15 protein-coding genes and 3 tRNA genes are annotated in these 16651 nt (G+C 44.6%); 11 read left to right on the top strand and 7 right to left on the bottom strand.

The window, feature by feature from the left end:
- Nucleotides 1-751: 751 nt before the first annotated feature.
- A complete protein-coding gene (gene pssA / locus L5M71_RS16090) occupies nt 752-1603 on the bottom strand; it encodes a CDP-diacylglycerol--serine O-phosphatidyltransferase (RefSeq protein WP_263208692.1) in 852 nt (283 codons plus the stop codon).
- Between the two features lie 94 nt (nt 1604-1697).
- Here pssA and L5M71_RS16085 point away from each other — a divergent pair, with 94 nt between their 5' ends.
- On the top strand, nt 1698-2165 hold the full coding sequence (locus tag L5M71_RS16085) for a DUF4124 domain-containing protein (RefSeq protein ID WP_263208690.1): 468 nt from the start codon (nt 1698-1700) through the stop codon (nt 2163-2165).
- A 270-nt stretch (nt 2166-2435) separates the two neighbouring features.
- On the opposite strand, the gene clpB is transcribed toward L5M71_RS16085, so the two are convergent.
- From clpB to rluD, 3 genes are all read right to left on the bottom strand, one after another.
- Nucleotides 2436-5009 carry an ATP-dependent chaperone ClpB gene (gene clpB, locus L5M71_RS16080; RefSeq protein WP_105249964.1) on the bottom strand — a complete coding sequence of 858 codons (2574 nt, stop codon included), beginning with the start codon at nt 5007-5009 and terminating at the stop codon, nt 2436-2438.
- A 199-nt stretch (nt 5010-5208) separates the two neighbouring features.
- Nucleotides 5209-5943 carry a peptidoglycan editing factor PgeF gene (gene pgeF / locus L5M71_RS16075; protein ID WP_263208688.1) on the bottom strand — a complete coding sequence of 245 codons (735 nt, stop codon included), beginning with the start codon at nt 5941-5943 and terminating at the stop codon, nt 5209-5211.
- Nucleotides 5944-6918 (bottom strand): 23S rRNA pseudouridine(1911/1915/1917) synthase RluD, encoded by a 975-nt coding sequence (gene rluD / locus L5M71_RS16070; RefSeq protein ID WP_105249966.1) that lies wholly within the window; start codon nt 6916-6918, stop codon nt 5944-5946.
- A gap of 122 nt (nt 6919-7040) precedes the next feature.
- On the opposite strand from rluD, the gene L5M71_RS16065 reads away from it, so the two are divergent.
- The 6 genes from L5M71_RS16065 (at nt 7041) to hmpA (ending at nt 11637) form a co-directional block, all read left to right on the top strand.
- Nucleotides 7041-7802, top strand: coding sequence for an outer membrane protein assembly factor BamD (locus L5M71_RS16065; RefSeq protein ID WP_105249967.1), 762 nt, complete (start codon nt 7041-7043; stop codon nt 7800-7802).
- A gap of 228 nt (nt 7803-8030) precedes the next feature.
- Nucleotides 8031-8106, top strand: a tRNA-Phe gene (locus L5M71_RS16060).
- Between the two features lie 54 nt (nt 8107-8160).
- Nucleotides 8161-8247 (top strand) — tRNA-Leu (locus L5M71_RS16055).
- 68 nt (nt 8248-8315) lie between these two features.
- A tRNA-Leu gene (locus L5M71_RS16050) sits at nt 8316-8402 on the top strand.
- A 165-nt stretch (nt 8403-8567) separates the two neighbouring features.
- Nucleotides 8568-10193, top strand: a complete 1626-nt coding sequence (locus tag L5M71_RS16045) for a methyl-accepting chemotaxis protein (protein ID WP_263208686.1) — start codon at nt 8568-8570, stop codon at nt 10191-10193.
- Nucleotides 10194-10443: 250 nt separating this feature from the next.
- Nucleotides 10444-11637 (top strand): NO-inducible flavohemoprotein, encoded by a 1194-nt coding sequence (gene hmpA, locus L5M71_RS16040; RefSeq protein WP_263208683.1) that lies wholly within the window; start codon nt 10444-10446, stop codon nt 11635-11637.
- A 95-nt stretch (nt 11638-11732) separates the two neighbouring features.
- Here the strand turns inward: hmpA and L5M71_RS16035 are convergent, their stop codons facing one another.
- Nucleotides 11733-12455 carry a pseudouridine synthase gene (locus L5M71_RS16035; RefSeq protein WP_173496963.1) on the bottom strand — a complete coding sequence of 241 codons (723 nt, stop codon included), beginning with the start codon at nt 12453-12455 and terminating at the stop codon, nt 11733-11735.
- Nucleotides 12456-12615: 160 nt separating this feature from the next.
- Here L5M71_RS16035 and L5M71_RS16030 point away from each other — a divergent pair, with 160 nt between their 5' ends.
- Nucleotides 12616-13542 (top strand): TPR end-of-group domain-containing protein, encoded by a 927-nt coding sequence (locus L5M71_RS16030; RefSeq protein WP_105249971.1) that lies wholly within the window; start codon nt 12616-12618, stop codon nt 13540-13542.
- 106 nt (nt 13543-13648) lie between these two features.
- On the opposite strand, the gene L5M71_RS16025 is transcribed toward L5M71_RS16030, so the two are convergent.
- Entirely contained in the window at nt 13649-14284 is a 636-nt protein-coding gene (locus L5M71_RS16025; RefSeq protein ID WP_263208681.1) for a helix-turn-helix transcriptional regulator, read from the bottom strand.
- 147 nt (nt 14285-14431) lie between these two features.
- On the opposite strand from L5M71_RS16025, the gene L5M71_RS16020 reads away from it, so the two are divergent.
- Both L5M71_RS16020 and L5M71_RS16015 read left to right on the top strand, forming a co-directional pair.
- On the top strand, nt 14432-15046 hold the full coding sequence (locus L5M71_RS16020) for an NADPH-dependent FMN reductase (protein ID WP_263208678.1): 615 nt from the start codon (nt 14432-14434) through the stop codon (nt 15044-15046).
- Nucleotides 15047-15102: 56 nt separating this feature from the next.
- Nucleotides 15103-15519, top strand: coding sequence for a VOC family protein (locus L5M71_RS16015; RefSeq protein ID WP_113939921.1), 417 nt, complete (start codon nt 15103-15105; stop codon nt 15517-15519).
- 67 nt (nt 15520-15586) lie between these two features.
- Here L5M71_RS16015 and L5M71_RS16010 read toward each other — a convergent pair whose 3' ends face one another.
- Complete coding sequence (locus L5M71_RS16010) at nt 15587-15925, bottom strand: DUF1971 domain-containing protein (RefSeq protein ID WP_219255246.1); 339 nt, start codon at nt 15923-15925, stop codon at nt 15587-15589.
- Nucleotides 15926-16165: 240 nt separating this feature from the next.
- Here L5M71_RS16010 and L5M71_RS16005 point away from each other — a divergent pair, with 240 nt between their 5' ends.
- Entirely contained in the window at nt 16166-16636 is a 471-nt protein-coding gene (locus L5M71_RS16005) for a YcxB family protein (protein WP_263208698.1), read from the top strand.
- Nucleotides 16637-16651: the final 15 nt, after the last annotated feature.

Here is a 16651-nt window from a genome sequence, read left to right as displayed (position 1 = left end):
GATCAAACTCTTCAATTAAAGTTTTTTGCTTCCGTCTTGCGACTTCAGCGGCTCAATGAATTCTGATTTTTTTGTTCCCACTTAAAAGCAGAAACAAACTGTACATATTACTATGAACACTCATCACTTTCGTGATACAGAAAATATTGATTTAAATTTTTGACTGCCAACCCGAAGGCTAAGCAGTTTCGATTAACTCAACACCTGTGAGTGTCCACACAGATTTCTTGTTTTATCTTGTTAAAGAGCAACTCAATATTCATAAGAGAACTTGAGTACCACACTGAGCGTCGAACGCTTCCAGTTGGCTAGGGCTGCGTATTCTACGCATTTCCCGTTTCGCGTCAAGGAGTTTTTGCAAACTTTCTTAACACTCATCAATCAATAAACTCATTGATGAACTGTCACATCAGGCTGCTTAACGCTGTCTGCCGTGTCAATGGATGCGCATTATAGGCAGCAGAAGATTTTGTGCAAGGGCTTTTTTAACAATCTGCGCCAAGCGAATAAATAACCACCAAACTGCAGAAATATACTGCGATACTGAGCAATATCGCTGTTTGGGTTGATAAGTCTGGCAGAAGGAATAGCCTATTGCTGGAGTTTTAATAGATTGAATGGGCATAAACAGAAGTTGATAGCTATTTTTCGCTATATCTATCAGCAAACCTCTAAAAACGTTATGCCCTGTGTGATGTCTTACTCTTATTTACACCTAGCTAATGATAAGCAATGCTCAAAAGAACGAGCCCTAAGATTTATGCTCTTCTTGTTTCTCTTTCTCGAGATCTATAACGACTTGAGTTTGTGCAGCGGCTTGGGCCGAGGGAACCGTTTCGACATTCGCCACGACATCATCTCCTATAACATGTGCGACTTTGAGTTTTCTCACGGTTCGAATCGTAATGATTGGGCCTGAAATCGCATATAAGTAGAAGCCGACACATAAGATCAATGCAGGTTGAACTGACACCACCACAAACACACCGACGACCAGTAAGATCACGATAAAGTTAACCTTGCCACGCCAGTCAATTTCTTTAAAGGAGTGATAGCGGAAATTGCTGACCATCAGTAAACCGGTTGCTGCAGTAACAAGGGCCGCAATCCAACTGATGTTTCTTCCATCGAGACTATATTGATTACCAAGCCAAATACTGCCAGCAATAACAGCGGCGGCAGCCGGGCTGGCGAGACCTTGAAAGTAACGCTTATCGGCGACGCCAACTTGCGTATTAAATCGAGCGAGCCTGAGTGCCGCACCTGCACAATAAATAAATGCCGCCAACCAACCAATTTTACCTAAGTCGGCTAATGCCCAATTGTAGGCGAGTAGTGCTGGTGCCATTCCGAAGGACACCATATCCGCCATACTGTCGTATTCGGCACCAAAATCACTTTGGGTATTAGTCAGTCTTGCCACTCGACCATCGAGACCATCACAGATCATGGCTATAAAAATGGCTATTGCAGCAGCTTCAAAGTTAGCATTCATGGAAGCAATCACAGCATAAAAGCCAGAAAACAATCCGGCTGTCGTAAAAAGATTAGGCAGTAAATAGATACCTTTATTCTTTACTGTTTGATTTGAAGAATTTTGCATACACTTATTACGCTAGTTCAGTGAAGAGAAGTTAGCTTTCAAGATAACATATTTTATTATCATGTCGATGAGAGACCAGTTAGGGATAATTTCGATGTTAAAAGTGAACATGTTCAGAACAATACTGTATCGATGGCTCTGGCTCAGCCTTTTCATTGGCCCCGTTTCTGCGGGCGTTATCTATACTTGGGTCGACGAAAATGGGGTGACGCATTACAGCCAACAAGCCCCGCAACAAGAAAACATCAAAGCAGAAAAGCTCTACAGTGAAGATTTAGAGCTGGCGAAAGTGGGTTTTATCGCACCGGTAAAGAAAGCGGAAGCCACTTCTGAAGCCAATGAATTAGAAAAGTCAGCGGCGCTGATTAAAGAAAAAGACACCAAACAGGCTAAATCCATTTGTGAGAGTGCAAAACACAATTTAGAAATACTCACAACGCATACTAAGCTTATCCGCCAAACTTCCGATTCAGGTGAATCTGTCGCTATGACTGAAGAAGATCGCCAAGCCTCGATTGCCCAGCAGCAGGAAAGAATCAAACTCTTCTGTGATAAGAAGTAGCCAAATTTACTATGCCACTACATTAATGAACAACGATTAAGATGATGCAATAAAAAAGGAGCCGAGTTAAAAACTCGGCTCCTTTCATTTTAGTGCTTGAAGCGGGAGCGATACTGACTAAAACAGCTCTATCTCTTATTGCAAGATAGTTTATTTCAAGCTCGTTCATTCAAGAACGCTTATTTCAGTTCGCCTATTTAAACATATCCAACTTCAAGCTTGCGATTAACGTATCGCATTCAAACAACACACTAAGTTACTAGCTACTAGTTATTGCTCGAACACTAACTCGCCACCCGCACAGCTGACCTTGATCGGTTTACCCGGTAACAAGTCACCACGCAGTAATTTCTGCGCCAGCGGGTTTTCGACTTCTTGCTGCAATGCCCGTTTCAACGGTCTTGCACCATACACAGGATCGAAACCAATTTCCGCAATCAGTGATAATGCGTCGTCGGTGATCTCCAATGTATAGTCCTTTTCAGCCAAACGTTGGCGTAAGGAAGCAATTTGTATCGAAGCAATACGCTTGATATTGGCAGCATCCAATGGATGGAACACCACAGATTCATCGATACGGTTTAAAAACTCGGGTCTGAAACTGTGAGTGACCACATTCATTACCGCCGCTTTCATCTCTGCATAGGTCACTTGACCAAATCCTTCTTGGATAATGTCGGAGCCTAAGTTCGAGGTCATGATGATCACTGTATTTCTAAAATCGACAGTACGACCTTGACCATCGGTTAAGCGTCCATCATCAAGCACTTGCAGTAAAATGTTAAACACATCGGGATGCGCTTTCTCGACTTCGTCGAGCAATATCACCGAATAAGGTTTACGACGAACGGCTTCCGTTAAGTAACCGCCCTCTTCATAACCTACGTATCCAGGAGGCGCCCCCACTAAACGCGATACTGAGTGTTTCTCCATAAACTCAGACATATCAATGCGCACTAAAGCCGATTCGGTATCAAATAAGAACCTCGCCAGTGATTTACAAAGCTCAGTTTTACCTACACCCGTTGGGCCTAAGAACAGGAACGAGCCAATCGGGCGATTTGGATCCGCCAGACCCGCGCGGCTACGACGAATCGCATTCGCGACCGCATCGACGGCTTCGTTTTGGCCGATCACTCGTTCATGCAGTGCCACTTCCATTTGCAGTAATTTTTCGCGCTCGCCTTCAAGCATTTTCGATACGGGTATTCCCGTCGCTTTCGACAATACTTCGGCGATTTCGAACTCAGTAACCTTGTTACGCAATAACGTCATGTCCTGCATTTCGGCTTGCGATGCCAAATCGAGCTGTTTTTCAAGCTCAGGAATACGACCGTATTGCAGCTCAGACATCCGAGTTAAATCACCCGCACGACGCGCCACTTCTAAGTCCATTCGAGCCTGTTCGAGATCGGCTTTTATGTGCTGAGTGCCCGCTAATGCGGCTTTTTCAGTACGCCAGATTTCGTTCAACTCTGAAGCTTTCGCTTCAACGTCACGTAATTCCTCTTGCAGATGGTCAAGCCTGCGACGACTCGCCTCATCATTTTCTTTGGCTAACGCTTGCTCCTCCAGTTTGAGCTGGATAGCACGACGTTCGAGCCTGTCGAGTGACTCAGGTTTTGAGTCCATCTGCATGCGGATGCTCGATGCCGCTTCGTCGATCAAATCGATCGCTTTATCGGGTAACTTACGGTCCGACACATAACGGTGCGACATGGTCGCTGCCGCCACAATCGCCGGATCGGTAATTTCCACATGGTGATGCAGCTCATAACGTTCTTTCAGTCCACGCAAAATGGCAATGGTGTCTTCAACGCTGGGCTCATCCACCAGCACTTTTTGGAAACGACGTTCAAGCGCCGCATCTTTTTCAATATACTGACGATACTCATCAAGCGTGGTCGCGCCCACACAGTGCAAGTCACCACGCGCTAACGCAGGTTTGAGCATGTTACCCGCATCCATAGCGCCCTCACCTTTACCGGCGCCGACCATAGTATGCAGTTCGTCGATGAAGAGGATCACTTGACCTTCTTCCTGTGACAACTCATTAAGTACCGCTTTTAAACGTTCTTCGAACTCACCGCGATATTTAGCGCCCGCAATCAATGAGCCCATATCGAGGGATAAGACACGCTTATTTTTAATCCCCTCGGGGACTTCACCATTAACGATACGCTGGGCAAGTCCTTCAACAATCGCCGTTTTACCCACACCCGGTTCACCGATAAGGACGGGGTTGTTTTTACTGCGACGTTGTAATACTTGGATCGTGCGGCGAATTTCATCGTCACGGCCGATCACAGGATCTAACTTGCCTTGTTCAGCTCGCTCGGTCAGATCGATAGTAAACTTCTTCAACGCTTGGCGTTGATCTTCAGCGTTCGGATCATCCACTTTTTGGCCGCCACGCATTTGTTCAATGGTTTGCTCCATCAACTCTTTGGTCGCGCCCGCTTTTTTCAACGCTTGCGCAAGAGCATCGGCACCTTCTAACGCAGCTAATACAAATAATTCGCTAGAGATATATTTGTCTTTACGCTTTTGCGCCAATTTATCACACAGGTTTAATAAACGGATTAAACCTTGGGATAATTGTACATCGCCGCCAGTCCCTTCAACTTGAGGTAAGCGTTCCAGCTCTTGACTCAAGAGCGAACGCAGCGCACTCACTCGAATGCCAGCTTGGGTCAATAAGGGATGGATTGAACCTGAATCTTGGTTCAACAATGCCATCATCAAATGCAGCGGTTCAATAAACTGATGATCACGCCCAAGTGCGAGTGACTGGGCATCAGAGATGGCAAGCTGAAATTTATTGGTCATACGATCGAGTCGCATACAGCCTCCTAACACTCATATAGTAGAGATATGCCAATCCACAGGACATCTTGCCAATTTAGTGGCTTTAAAATCAGTACCGCTAATGGAGAGATCTAAATAGGATTGGTATTACATTTCGTTAGTTAAAAGATGGGGGCTATTTAGCCAAATTCAAGCGAATAACGCGCAAATAAATACAAACTGTAGGGGAATTAGCTTAAGACTTAAGCCAGATCAATGAAGCCATGCGTCCCGTCACCTTATCGCGACGATAAGAGAAGTAATCCGTGTCGCTGACTGTGCAGATATCTGCGCTATAAATATGGTTTATCCCGAGTAAACTCAAGCGTAATGTAGCCAAGCCAATAATATCGGCAAGATACTTGTTACCACTTGGAATAAAACACACTGCAGACTGCGGATGTAAAGTACAAAAGGCTTGCTGTACTTCAACGCCGACTTCAAATTTTTGTGGACCAATAGCCGGGCCGAGGTAGGCAATCAACTCATCCATAGGTGAACTAAACTGCGCCGCAGTGGCCTCAATCACGCCATCACATAAACCACGCCAACCGGCATGGGCCGCAGCCACTTCGGTTCCCGCTTGATTACACAACAACACAGGTAAACAATCGGCAGTCATTACAGCGCAAACTTGGCTAGCCGTTCGGCTGTAACTGGCATCGGCAATCGGTGTATCCACAGCAGGAGCTAAGCTCCCCGCATCTAAATTAAGCACATGAGTACCATGCACTTGCTCGAGCCAGACAGGCTCAGCGGTTAACGCTAATTGTTTGCAGAGTAATTCACGATTAGCCATCACCAACTCTGGCGCATCACCGACATGCAGTCCAAGATTCAAACTGTCATAGGGATGCACGCTCACACCGCCATGACGATTTGTCATAGCGATGCCGACATTAGCGGGAACAGGCCAATCGTGATTAAACACTTACAAATACTCGATCGGATGCTCGACCGTGTCTTGACGCAGTGCTTTCGTCAAAATCACCATGTCTTCAGGAATTGGCGCGTGCCAGCTCATGATTTCACAACTCACAGGGTGCGCTAATTCAAGACGCACAGCGTGCAGCGCTTGGCGCTTGAAGTTTTTCAGAATATCAAAAAACTCTGGGCTGGCCCATTTCGGCGGTTTTGGACGACCACCATACACAGGATCGCCCACTAATACGTGGCCTATGTATTCCATGTGCACACGAATTTGGTGAGTACGACCCGATTCAAGGCGCAATCTTAGACGAGTGTGATTACGGAATTTTTCCGCCACACGATAATGCGTCACAGCTGGTTTACCTGAGTGATGCACCGCCATATGAGTACGTTTCGTTGGATGACGACCAATCGGCTCATCAACAGTACCGCCACCTGTCATAGTCCCCATCACAATCGCTTCGTATTCACGAGTGATTTCACGGGCCTGCAAGGCGGCAACTAAATGGGTTTGCGCTTCAACGGTTTTGGCTACAACCATTAAACCTGTAGTATCCTTGTCCAGACGGTGCACAATACCTGCACGTGGTACATGCTCAATATCGGGACAATGGTGCAATAGTGCATTCATCAAAGTGCCATCGGCATTGCCTGCACCAGGGTGAACCACGAGTCCCGCTTGCTTGTTGATCACAATAATGTCGTCATCTTCATAGACGATATCCAGATCAATGGCCTGTGCCGCTGCGTGAACTTCTTCTTCAAGAGTGGCATCTATGAGTATCTGTTGCAGCTCATAAACTTTCTCTCGGGGCTTATTAACGACAACGCCGTCAACATAAACTGCATCAGATAGGATCCATTCCTTGATGCGCGTGCGCGAGTAATCTGGGAACAACTCTGCTAGGGCCTGATCTAATCTCAGTCCAGTTTGTGTTGCCGAAATCTCGCTTTTTAGATTAATCTCTTGTGTCATAGGAACCGTATCCCCATTTAGGGGTCAAAAAATGTGTGCTATCTGTTACAATCGGATGTTTTCTATTTTATAGTGAAATGGAAAAATTCTTAACTACAACTTAAAAAGAATTGAATTCAAGTATGTATAAATTTTCCAAAGGCGTTACCTTAGTCCTATTTTCACTAGCGTTATCAGCCTGTAGCAGCAGCCCTGATGATAACGATATTGCCGCCAAAACGTCACCTGATGTACTTTATACTCAGGCAAGAACCTCTATGGAGCTTGGCAATTACTCTAAAGCTGTCCGTTCTTTGGAAGCGTTAGACTCACGCTTCCCCTTCGGACCTCACAAAACTCAAGTCCAGTTAGACCTGATATATGCTTACTATAAAATGGACGATGTCGCTTCTGGTATTGCGAACATAGACAGATTTATCCGTCTTAATCCAACTCATCCAGATGTAGACTATGTGTTCTATATGCGCGGTTTAGTGAACATGCAAGCCGACAATTACATGTTCCACGACATGCTTAATATCGACCGAACCGATCGTGACCCTAAAAATGCTCAAGATGCTTTCAAAGATTTTGATCGTCTTATCAAAACCTACCCTAACAGCAAATATGCCGCCGATGCGCAAAAACGCATGTTAGCGTTGAAGAATCGCTTAGCAAAATATTCAATTCAAGTTGCCGAGTATTATCTCAAGATGAATGCATGGAGCGCAGCAGCAATCCGAGCACAATCTGTAATGGAAACATACCCTGGCACCCCTTCAAATGAACGGGCATTAGAGATAATGATAGAAGCTTATGGCGAATTAGGTCAGAGCAAGCTGAAGCAAAACGTGCTCATGGTAATGCAAGCTAACTTCCCAAACAATGAAATCTTATCAAACTAACCGAGAATGCCCCTTTAATAGGGGCATTTTTTGCTTGGTGACCCTAGATAAGCCATAAATAGATAACGCTAAGTTCTCAGTGTGGATAGTGGTTTGGCTATTTTTACATCCTCAATACCAACACAAATGACACTTTCGTGTAAATCTTATCCAACTGAGTCACTTTTTCCGTTATTTAGTAAAAATCTATTGACTCAAAACCCGAAAAGCCTTTAAATTGCGCCCGTCGCCCGAATAGCTCAGTCGGTAGAGCAGAGGATTGAAAATCCTCGTGTCCCTGGTTCGATTCCGGGTTCGGGCACCATCTTTAAATGGGTTGCGATAGCGACTTATGTTAGAGAACTGTGATAGGTACAGTGCAGGTGTGGTGGAATTGGTAGACACGCCAGCTTCAGGTGCTGGTGCTCGCAAGGGCGTGGAGGTTCAAGTCCTCTCACCTGTACCAAATTGCAGTTCAAAAGTTAAGATTCACAGTGTTAAGATTGTCAATTCGATGAAATATCGAATAGCCATGCAGATGTGGTGGAATTGGTAGACACGCCAGCTTCAGGTGCTGGTGCTCGCAAGGGCGTGGAGGTTCAAGTCCTCTCATCTGTACCAACATTTAAACCTCGCCAAGCGAGGTTTTTTTGTATCTGAAGCAAAATAAATTTTCTGTAACTCTCCCCTCTTTCCTCAGATTTGCTATACCTATTGTTACAGACTCATCATAGGGATAGATAGAGTTCTGCCTAAAGGACTCTTTAGTTCACTGAGGCTATCCATATGAACGGTTTACAAATAAAACAAAAAATGTTTATCGGCATTCTGGTTCCCCTTGTAATGCTAATGACGATTGGTTTTCTCGCCATTAATATGATGGGTAAAATTGAATCGGGTGTTGAACGTATCTATGGCGATAGAGTTGTGCCACTAGACGATTTAAAAGTGATTGCTGATAAATACGCGGTCGATGTTATCGATGCGGTCAATAAGGCGAACGCGGGTGGTTTCACCGCCTCCCAAGCAGCTGAAGCGCTAGACAGTGCCAAATCTACCATTACCCAGCATTGGCAAAAATACTTAGCCACTGAACTTACCTCAGAAGAATCCCGACTCGTAAAACAAGCCGAAGTGCTGTTCTCACCCGCGAATCAACAGATTGACACTCTGGTCTCACGCTTAAGAGGATTAAATGGTGATGTATCAAGCCAATTATCGGCCAATATCCTGCCGCTTTATCAAGTAATAGACCCCATCAGTAACCAAATATCTGAACTGATTGCACTGCAAATTCGCGTGGCAGGCGAAGAAAAAGATCGTGTGAATGCCATTTACCAATCTTCAATCACTATTTTTGTAGCATTAGCCTGTGCCGCCATGATTATCAGTATTGTGATTGGGCTCTGGGTCAATCGTAGCGTGATGAATCCTATTAATGACATTCTCAGTAAACTGAAGCTGATCCATCAAGACTCAGATCTTACCGTCAAATTCACTACTTTTAATCACGATGAGCTAGGACAAATATCCACTAGCCTCACCCAAGTTATTGAACACTTGCGGGGCATTCTTCATTCGATTGCCGAAGCGGCAAATACCGTTAATAGTTCAGCAAATGAGTTAAGCAGCTTCACGCAGGCAACCAATAAACGTATGCAACAGCAGCAAGCCGAAACGGAGCAAACTGCAACGGCCATGAATGAGATGACGGCAACGGTCGCAGAAGTCGCCCAAAGCGCATCTGCAGCGGCAGATTCAGCCAAAGATGCCGATACCTATGCCGCCAATGGCAATAATATTGTGATGCAATCGATTAGCAGTATGTCGCAATTATCTGATCAAATTCAAAAAACGGCACAAGTCATTGGATTTCTGTCTAATGAAAGCCAAAATATCGGCCGCGTACTCGATGTGATAAAAAGCATTGCCGAGCAAACCAATCTATTGGCATTAAATGCTGCCATTGAAGCGGCCCGTGCGGGGGAACAAGGTCGCGGCTTTGCAGTCGTTGCGGATGAAGTGCGGACCCTTGCGCAGCGCACCCAAAAGTCTACCCAAGAAATTGAGGCTATGATTGCCACACTACAACAAGGCGTTAAAGAAGCAGTTAACGCTATGGAAATAGGTATAAATCAAGTAGATGATGCTAATGATAAAGCTAATCAAGCAGGCCAAGCACTGAAAGAAATCGTCTCCTCAGTAGATAGCATCACAGAACTTAATACTCATATTGCGACCGCTGCCGAAGAACAAAGTAGCGTTGCCGAGAGCATTAATCGCAGTATTATTGCCATCAGCGATATTGCAGAACATTCCACCTCATCGGCGGCTGAATTAAGTGAATCTGTGGTTAATTTAACTAAACTCGCCAACAGTATGCGCAATCAAGTGAGTGCATTTAAACTCTAAGTCAAAAAACCACACTATGACTGCAATAAGCTTTGCTGTTGCAGTTAACCTCCCCCATTACCTCTGTAATACATTGAAATAATATATTTATTTATCATTTCCCTATCTCATACCCGCTTTGATAAAGCACTTCAAATGACCTTAATCACGCTTATCGGTAGCACGAATTGCGATCATCACTATTGATCCAAATCAAATAGATCTTTAAACTTATTTAACATTCATAATATTTGCACGTTAAGGATTTTCTATGTTGGACAGCCGTACAATCCAAGTTATCAAGAGCACTATCCCCTTACTCGAATCCGCAGGCCCTGCGCTGACGACCCATTTTTATGAACGTATGTTCAAACATAATCCTGAATTAAAAGATGTATTTAACTTGGCACACCAGCATTCTGGTGGCCAGCCTGTTGCCCTGTTCAACGCCGTCGCAGCTTATGCTAAAAATATTGAAAACTTAGCGGTGCTAAGTTCGACTGTCGAGCGCATTGCCCAAAAACATACAGGCTTTCTGATCAAGCCTGAGCAATATGCGATCGTCGGCAGCCACTTATTGGCCACCCTTAAAGAGTTAGGCGGTGATGCAGTAACAGAAGAAGTATTAGAAGCTTGGGCGCAGGCCTATGGATTTTTAGCAGATATCTTTATTCAAAGAGAAGCTCAAATTTATCAGGCACATGCAGAACAAGATGGCGGTTGGTTGGGTGAGCGTCAGTTTATCATTAGCGCGAAAAAGACTGAGTCCGCAGTCATTACCTCCTTCATATTGACACCCGAAGATGGTAAGCCAGTTAAAGATTTCATTCCTGGTCAGTATTTAAGTTTGAAACTAAAACATCCCAATTTAGCATATGAAGAAATCCGCCAATATTCCCTATCCGATGCGCCGAATGGCAACAGTTACCGCATCAGTGTGAAACGTGAATTAGGTGGTCAAGTGTCTAATCTGCTACACGATACCATGCATATCGGTGACAAAATTGCAGTTATGCCGCCGGCGGGAGATTTTATCTTAGAAGTTGGGGCGGACATCCCCGTAGTGCTCATTTCGGCAGGAGTGGGTCAAACACCGATGAAAAGCATGTTGAATCAATTGATCAAGTTGCAACATCCAAGTGCTATTACTTGGCTACATGCCTGTGAGCAAGGTGATGTACATGGTTTCAAACAGGCTATTCACACCAAGCGCCAGCAACATCATAATCTGAAGAGCCATGTTTGGTATCGCAAGCCGAGTTCAACCGATGTGGTAGGTACAGATTATGATTTCGAAGGACAAATGGAATTAAGCAAAGTCGCAGATCAACTGCTTCCCCATGCACATTACTATTTCTGCGGACCTATTGGATTCATGTCAGCCATCAAGCAACAATTACTCGCTCTGGGTGTCTCAGCTGAAAACATGCACTATGAAGTATTCGGCCCCCACGCCGATCTCTAATCCCATGTCACGGGCTTGGGAACCTGACTCTCAAGTCCATTTTTATATTTAGAATACGCAGAATAATGGCTGATAAATTGAAGTGCCCTATGTCTCTAAGCTACCGGTTTACAGCGGATAGAAGCCACTTCTGCGGCAGTCAGCATACGACTTTCGCCCGACGCCAGAGCTTCATCCAACACAATATCACCTATTGATAATCTATGTAGACCAACAACTGGGTTTCGAAAGCGACCAAACATCCGCTTAATTTGATGGTACTTACCTTCCTTTAAAGTCACTTCAGCAACATGATCAGCAAGGATCACCAATTTAGCAGGCTGAGTCATTATATCTTCAAAGCTGAAATACATACCTTCGGCAAATGCGGCGATATATTCTTCAGTTAATGGATTAGCTAAGGTGACGCGATACACTTTATCGACCTTATACGTCGGTGACATTAGTGCATCAGACCAGCGGCTGTCATTGGTCAGTAATAACAAACCCGAAGAATTTAAATCTAGTCTACCCGCGATATGTAACTCATCACGGGCTTCGCAATCGAGCAAATCCATCACGGTTTTATGCTGAGTATCTTTAGTCGCGCTCACCACGCCAATCGGCTTATGCAACATCAAATAAACTGGCGTGTTGGCCTGTAATATTTGCCCATCGAGTTGGATGTGAGAAAACTCATCCACTTGCCTATCCATGTCCTTCACTATCAATCCATCAACGCGTACTCGGCCCAAGAGTAACAGTTCACGTACCGCTTTACGGTGAGTGTGTAACTGGGTACAGAGATAACGATCGAGTCGGCCGCGCTTAGACTGCATAACACCACAAATGACGAAATATGAATGGGATAGCCATTCTAGCAGGATGCGAGTTCAGGTCATAGCGAGCTAATACAGTAAGCATCACAGAGCTTATTTAGAGCAAAATTAGATCAAACTAGGCAAAATTTGTTAAGCTAGGCGTTCAATTCATCTTATTGTGAGTGGTTACCGCATCAAAAACTTATCTGCAAGTCCCGTTATGATACGTTCGAACCTGCTATTTTTAGTCTTGTTTTTAGTGATACTCGCGAGCTCATTCTTCACTCAAGCGAGCGATGCAGAAAATCCCCCTGAAGCGCCTCAACCTTTCGCAATCCATGATAAACCGCTGATAGAGCGCTACGTCTTCGATGAACTCAAATCCCTCAGATACGATCAACAGGATCTTGAGCGGCGCCTCACCATAGATATCACAGATCGCGAACTGGCCGTTGCCGACAAGTCGATGAATTACGCCAATGTCACTGTCACTTACTTCTTTTATATGATCGCCGGCGTCGCCTCTTTAGTTGCCTTTATCGGCTGGCAATCCCTACGGGAAATCAAGACACATACCGCCAAACTGGCCGCGAATCAGCTGCAGAGTATTGCCGAACAATACGAAGAAAAGTTCAAATTACTCGAGCAAGAACTCAAGCATAAGAGTCGTACTATCACGGATAATAATCGTGAAATAGAAGTGATTAATGAAATTCATAATCTGTGGCTACGCGCTCAAAGTGCCCAGACACCCGAACAAAAAATTGAAGTCTACGATGAAATCCTCACGATTCGACCTGGAGACTTGGAAGCGCTGACCTACAAGGCCGATGCCGCAATGGAAATGCGCGAATTTAATTGGGCACAAAGCCTATGTAATCGTGTTTTAGAGGTTGACCCAACGAACGCCCATGCTTTTTATCAAAGAGCCTGCGCCTTTGCGTGTTTAGGTGTTGAAGATAGGGCAATTTCTGATTTGGAACGCGCCATCCATAACAGCGCATCCTTCAAAGAGCTAGCGTTGGATGAAGCTGATTTCTCACAACTTAAAGGGCATCCTCGTTTCGAAACCTTATTGGCCTATCACGAACCTGATAAGCCCTAAGCTCCGAGGTTTAAGCCCAGAACGAATGCTTAATATATAGCGTTAGCTTTCAGTGACGTTTTATCCCACAGATAAAACGCCTCAAACGAGCAACTTAAGTACACTACTAGGCTATCGTCGCAACTTTAATTGCCTCAATCTTATATGCACAGCGGCGAGCACCTTCGATGATATGTTCTTCGCGGCTCACCACGGCAATATCAGCGAATAACTGCTGGAAAAGTTGCAACTCTGAGCGGCAAAAGTTCAAACACTTAGTCGCTGCGGCGCAGATAGGACAATGATTTTCGAGTAAAAAATACACACCATCGATGTGTTCTATGGTCGCCATATAACCTTCGTTCGAGCGTAATTTCGCAAGTATGGCCAAACGTGTCGGAATATCAGTAGCACCTTCCATTGCCGCACGATATTGGACTAACGCACTTTGCTCCCTGTGACCGATAAGCTTATCCAAGCCTTGGTCGCCAAAGATCATTTTTACCGAGTCAATCAGCTGTACCGTCAATTCCTCATGGCGATCGGCAAAGTGAGTACGGCTTTGTTCAGTCAATCCCCAGTAACGTGTTGGGCGACCGCGGCCTTCAACTCGATCCTCAATATCCACATCACCCATATCTTCCAAAGCTTGCAGATGTTGACGCACCCCCATAGTCGTTAACGCCAATTCCTCCGCTAAAGTTTTTGCGGTAAGCGGGCCATGCAACTTGAGTAATTGAATAATCTTATCTGTAGTTTTCATTGAGTCTCCCCGATTTCAGCCGAAGCATTATCTCCCAATCTCCGCAGCTTTAACAGATTAAATAAACTTTTTTATTTACTTTATCCTTTACAAGGTTAAATAAAGCAATTACCTTACAAATAATTTATAAACAAATAGGTTTACTTAATGAAATTACTCATCATCAGCACCAGCCAAAGACCCGATTCACAAAGTGCTAAAGTCGGTCGTTATATCGCGGAAAGCAGTTTCTCATCTCCCCACACCATGGGTTACGACACGATACATCACTTAGAACTATGCCTGTTTAATCTGCCCTTTTGGGACGGAGAAGAAGACAACAAAGGTGAACACTGGCCCGAAATAGAGCACAGAGTCGATGAAGCCGATGCGCTAGTGCTGATCACCCCAGAATGGGGCGGCATGGCATCACCATTACTGAAGAACTTTTTGTTGATGTGTACTCGCGAAGAAACCGCCCATAAACCCGCCTTATTAGTCTCAATATCAGATGGTATTAGCGGTACTTACCCTATCGTTGAAGTGAAGATGAATGCCCTTAAAAACAATAAATTAGTGCCCATACCCGATCACTTAATCATCCGCAATGTCAGCCATGTACTCAATGCCATCCCTGAGAGTGCCCGCGATATCGCGCTTAGGGAAAGAGTGCAATACAGCTTATATATGCTGCATCAATACGCCCAAGCATTAGCCCCCATTCGTGAACAACATGCCAATCAAGCGTACCCAAAGCAGCAGGAATACTGTTACGGTATGTAAGCGGCTTGAGATTTTAACCACCAGCAACAGACTAAAATCATTACAAGGAACGCATTATGATTCATTTAGAGCATATCAATTTAGTGGTAGACGACATCCCCGCAGCACTGCGCTTTTATCAAGCGGCTTTCCCCCATTGGCGTGTTCGCGGTGGCGATAAAGGCACTTGGTACGGCAAACCCCGTAATTGGATTCATTTTGGCGATGATTATCAATACATTGCTTTTAGTGACAATGGTGAAGGTGAAAACCGCGATTTGGCTGGTCATCAAATTGGACTGGCGCATTTTGCCTTTGTGACCGACAACTTAGATGCTGTGATAGCAAGACTGACCCAGGCAGGTTTCCCTATTGCCAAAGATGGCATGGATGATCCCTATCGGCGCAATATTTACTTCTTCGATGCCCATGGTTTTGAAGTGGAATTTGTGGAGTATTTAACTGATATTCCAACGGAACGAAATCGCTATTAGCGTAAATCGTTATTAAAAAGAAGTAGCCAAGAACCGCATGTAGTGAATAGGGTATAGGAGCCAGGTACTATTCGCTTCGCTCGGATTGTTGCTGCGCCACTATGGCCGAATCCTTATGGGCATAAAAGTGGAGTCTAAACTGAGTATCTTCGGTCAGTAGCTCCACTTTATGCCAATATTCAGGATGTGAAATGGCGGTTTCACCTGCGCGAATAATAACTTCTTTATCTAATTCGCCCCTGATACCCGTATAGCCATAAAACTTTAAGCTGCCCGTTAACACTTGGATCTGCCCATACACGCCAGCCTTAGTATTGTGCATATGAAGCAACATTTTAGGGACGTTGTCATGGTTGAAAACCGGCGTTGATTTGTAATTTACAAAATCTTTGGGGACTAAGGCCATGATGTTTGCACTCCTTGTGTCAAATCACGAAAATCGAACAATGCTTACGGCAAGACTAATATAGCCGTTGCCGTATTTCTGTCCAACTCATATATTGACCTGTATTAACAAGCGGGTTTGAACGTCGAATTTGAAAACGCCAAAATGCTCATTCATGCTTGCAATAGCAAGGTTAGTTACTTTCATCACTGTAATCGCTACACTAACCCGCATTAAGTGCCACCTCAATTAGATGACATGATGCCAACGCCCTATTCATACTCCACAACGTATATTTTAGATAAAGCCCATTTCGATGAATGCTATACGCAATCAGTGGTACCAGATCCCACGCTCAAACCTTACTACAAAGCCATTGGATTAACCCTGATAGGTATCGCGCTTATTTTCACCGATATTAGCCTTTATTTAGCCTACTTTTTTGTTGGGTTAGGTGTTATCGAAGCGCTCAATGTGAAGTATCACAAAGCATGGTGGTTGATGCGTCAAATGATGAGTAAAGCGGCCAGCAATGAGGTCAAACTCACTATTGATGGGCAAGGGATTCATACTCAATCCATGTCTGTGACCAGCCAAATTTTATGGACCGACATTTACCGGATTAAAGAAACTGAAAAAGGCTTCTTGATCACCCACAAAGCAGGCACGAGTTATGTTTCTCTCCGTAGCTTAGATGAAGCAGCTGTGGCCTATATTAAAACTAAAATCTAGTACAGCTAACACCCA

The organism is Shewanella sp. SW1 (assembly GCF_025653545.1).
Lineage (GTDB): Bacteria > Pseudomonadota > Gammaproteobacteria > Enterobacterales > Shewanellaceae > Shewanella > Shewanella oncorhynchi.
This window is presented reverse-complemented; position numbering and strand designations above follow the sequence as displayed.

Bases quoted from the DNA above. Each gene is read 5' to 3' on its own strand.
- pssA (WP_263208692.1), bottom strand. From the start codon at position 1,603: ATGCAAAATTCTTCAAATCAAACAGTAAAGAATAAAGGTATCTATTTA.
- L5M71_RS16085 (WP_263208690.1), top strand. From the start codon at position 1,698: ATGTTAAAAGTGAACATGTTCAGAACAATACTGTATCGATGGCTCTGG.
- clpB (WP_105249964.1), bottom strand. From the start codon at position 5,009: ATGCGACTCGATCGTATGACCAATAAATTTCAGCTTGCCATCTCTGAT.
- rluD (WP_105249966.1), bottom strand. From the start codon at position 6,918: ATGACACAAGAGATTAATCTAAAAAGCGAGATTTCGGCAACACAAACT.
- L5M71_RS16065 (WP_105249967.1), top strand. From the start codon at position 7,041: ATGTATAAATTTTCCAAAGGCGTTACCTTAGTCCTATTTTCACTAGCG.
- L5M71_RS16045 (WP_263208686.1), top strand. From the start codon at position 8,568: ATGAACGGTTTACAAATAAAACAAAAAATGTTTATCGGCATTCTGGTT.
- hmpA (WP_263208683.1), top strand. From the start codon at position 10,444: ATGTTGGACAGCCGTACAATCCAAGTTATCAAGAGCACTATCCCCTTA.
- L5M71_RS16035 (WP_173496963.1), bottom strand. From the start codon at position 12,455: ATGCAGTCTAAGCGCGGCCGACTCGATCGTTATCTCTGTACCCAGTTA.
- L5M71_RS16025 (WP_263208681.1), bottom strand. From the start codon at position 14,284: ATGAAAACTACAGATAAGATTATTCAATTACTCAAGTTGCATGGCCCG.
- L5M71_RS16020 (WP_263208678.1), top strand. From the start codon at position 14,432: ATGAAATTACTCATCATCAGCACCAGCCAAAGACCCGATTCACAAAGT.
- L5M71_RS16015 (WP_113939921.1), top strand. From the start codon at position 15,103: ATGATTCATTTAGAGCATATCAATTTAGTGGTAGACGACATCCCCGCA.
- L5M71_RS16010 (WP_219255246.1), bottom strand. From the start codon at position 15,925: ATGGCCTTAGTCCCCAAAGATTTTGTAAATTACAAATCAACGCCGGTT.
- L5M71_RS16005 (WP_263208698.1), top strand. From the start codon at position 16,166: ATGCCAACGCCCTATTCATACTCCACAACGTATATTTTAGATAAAGCC.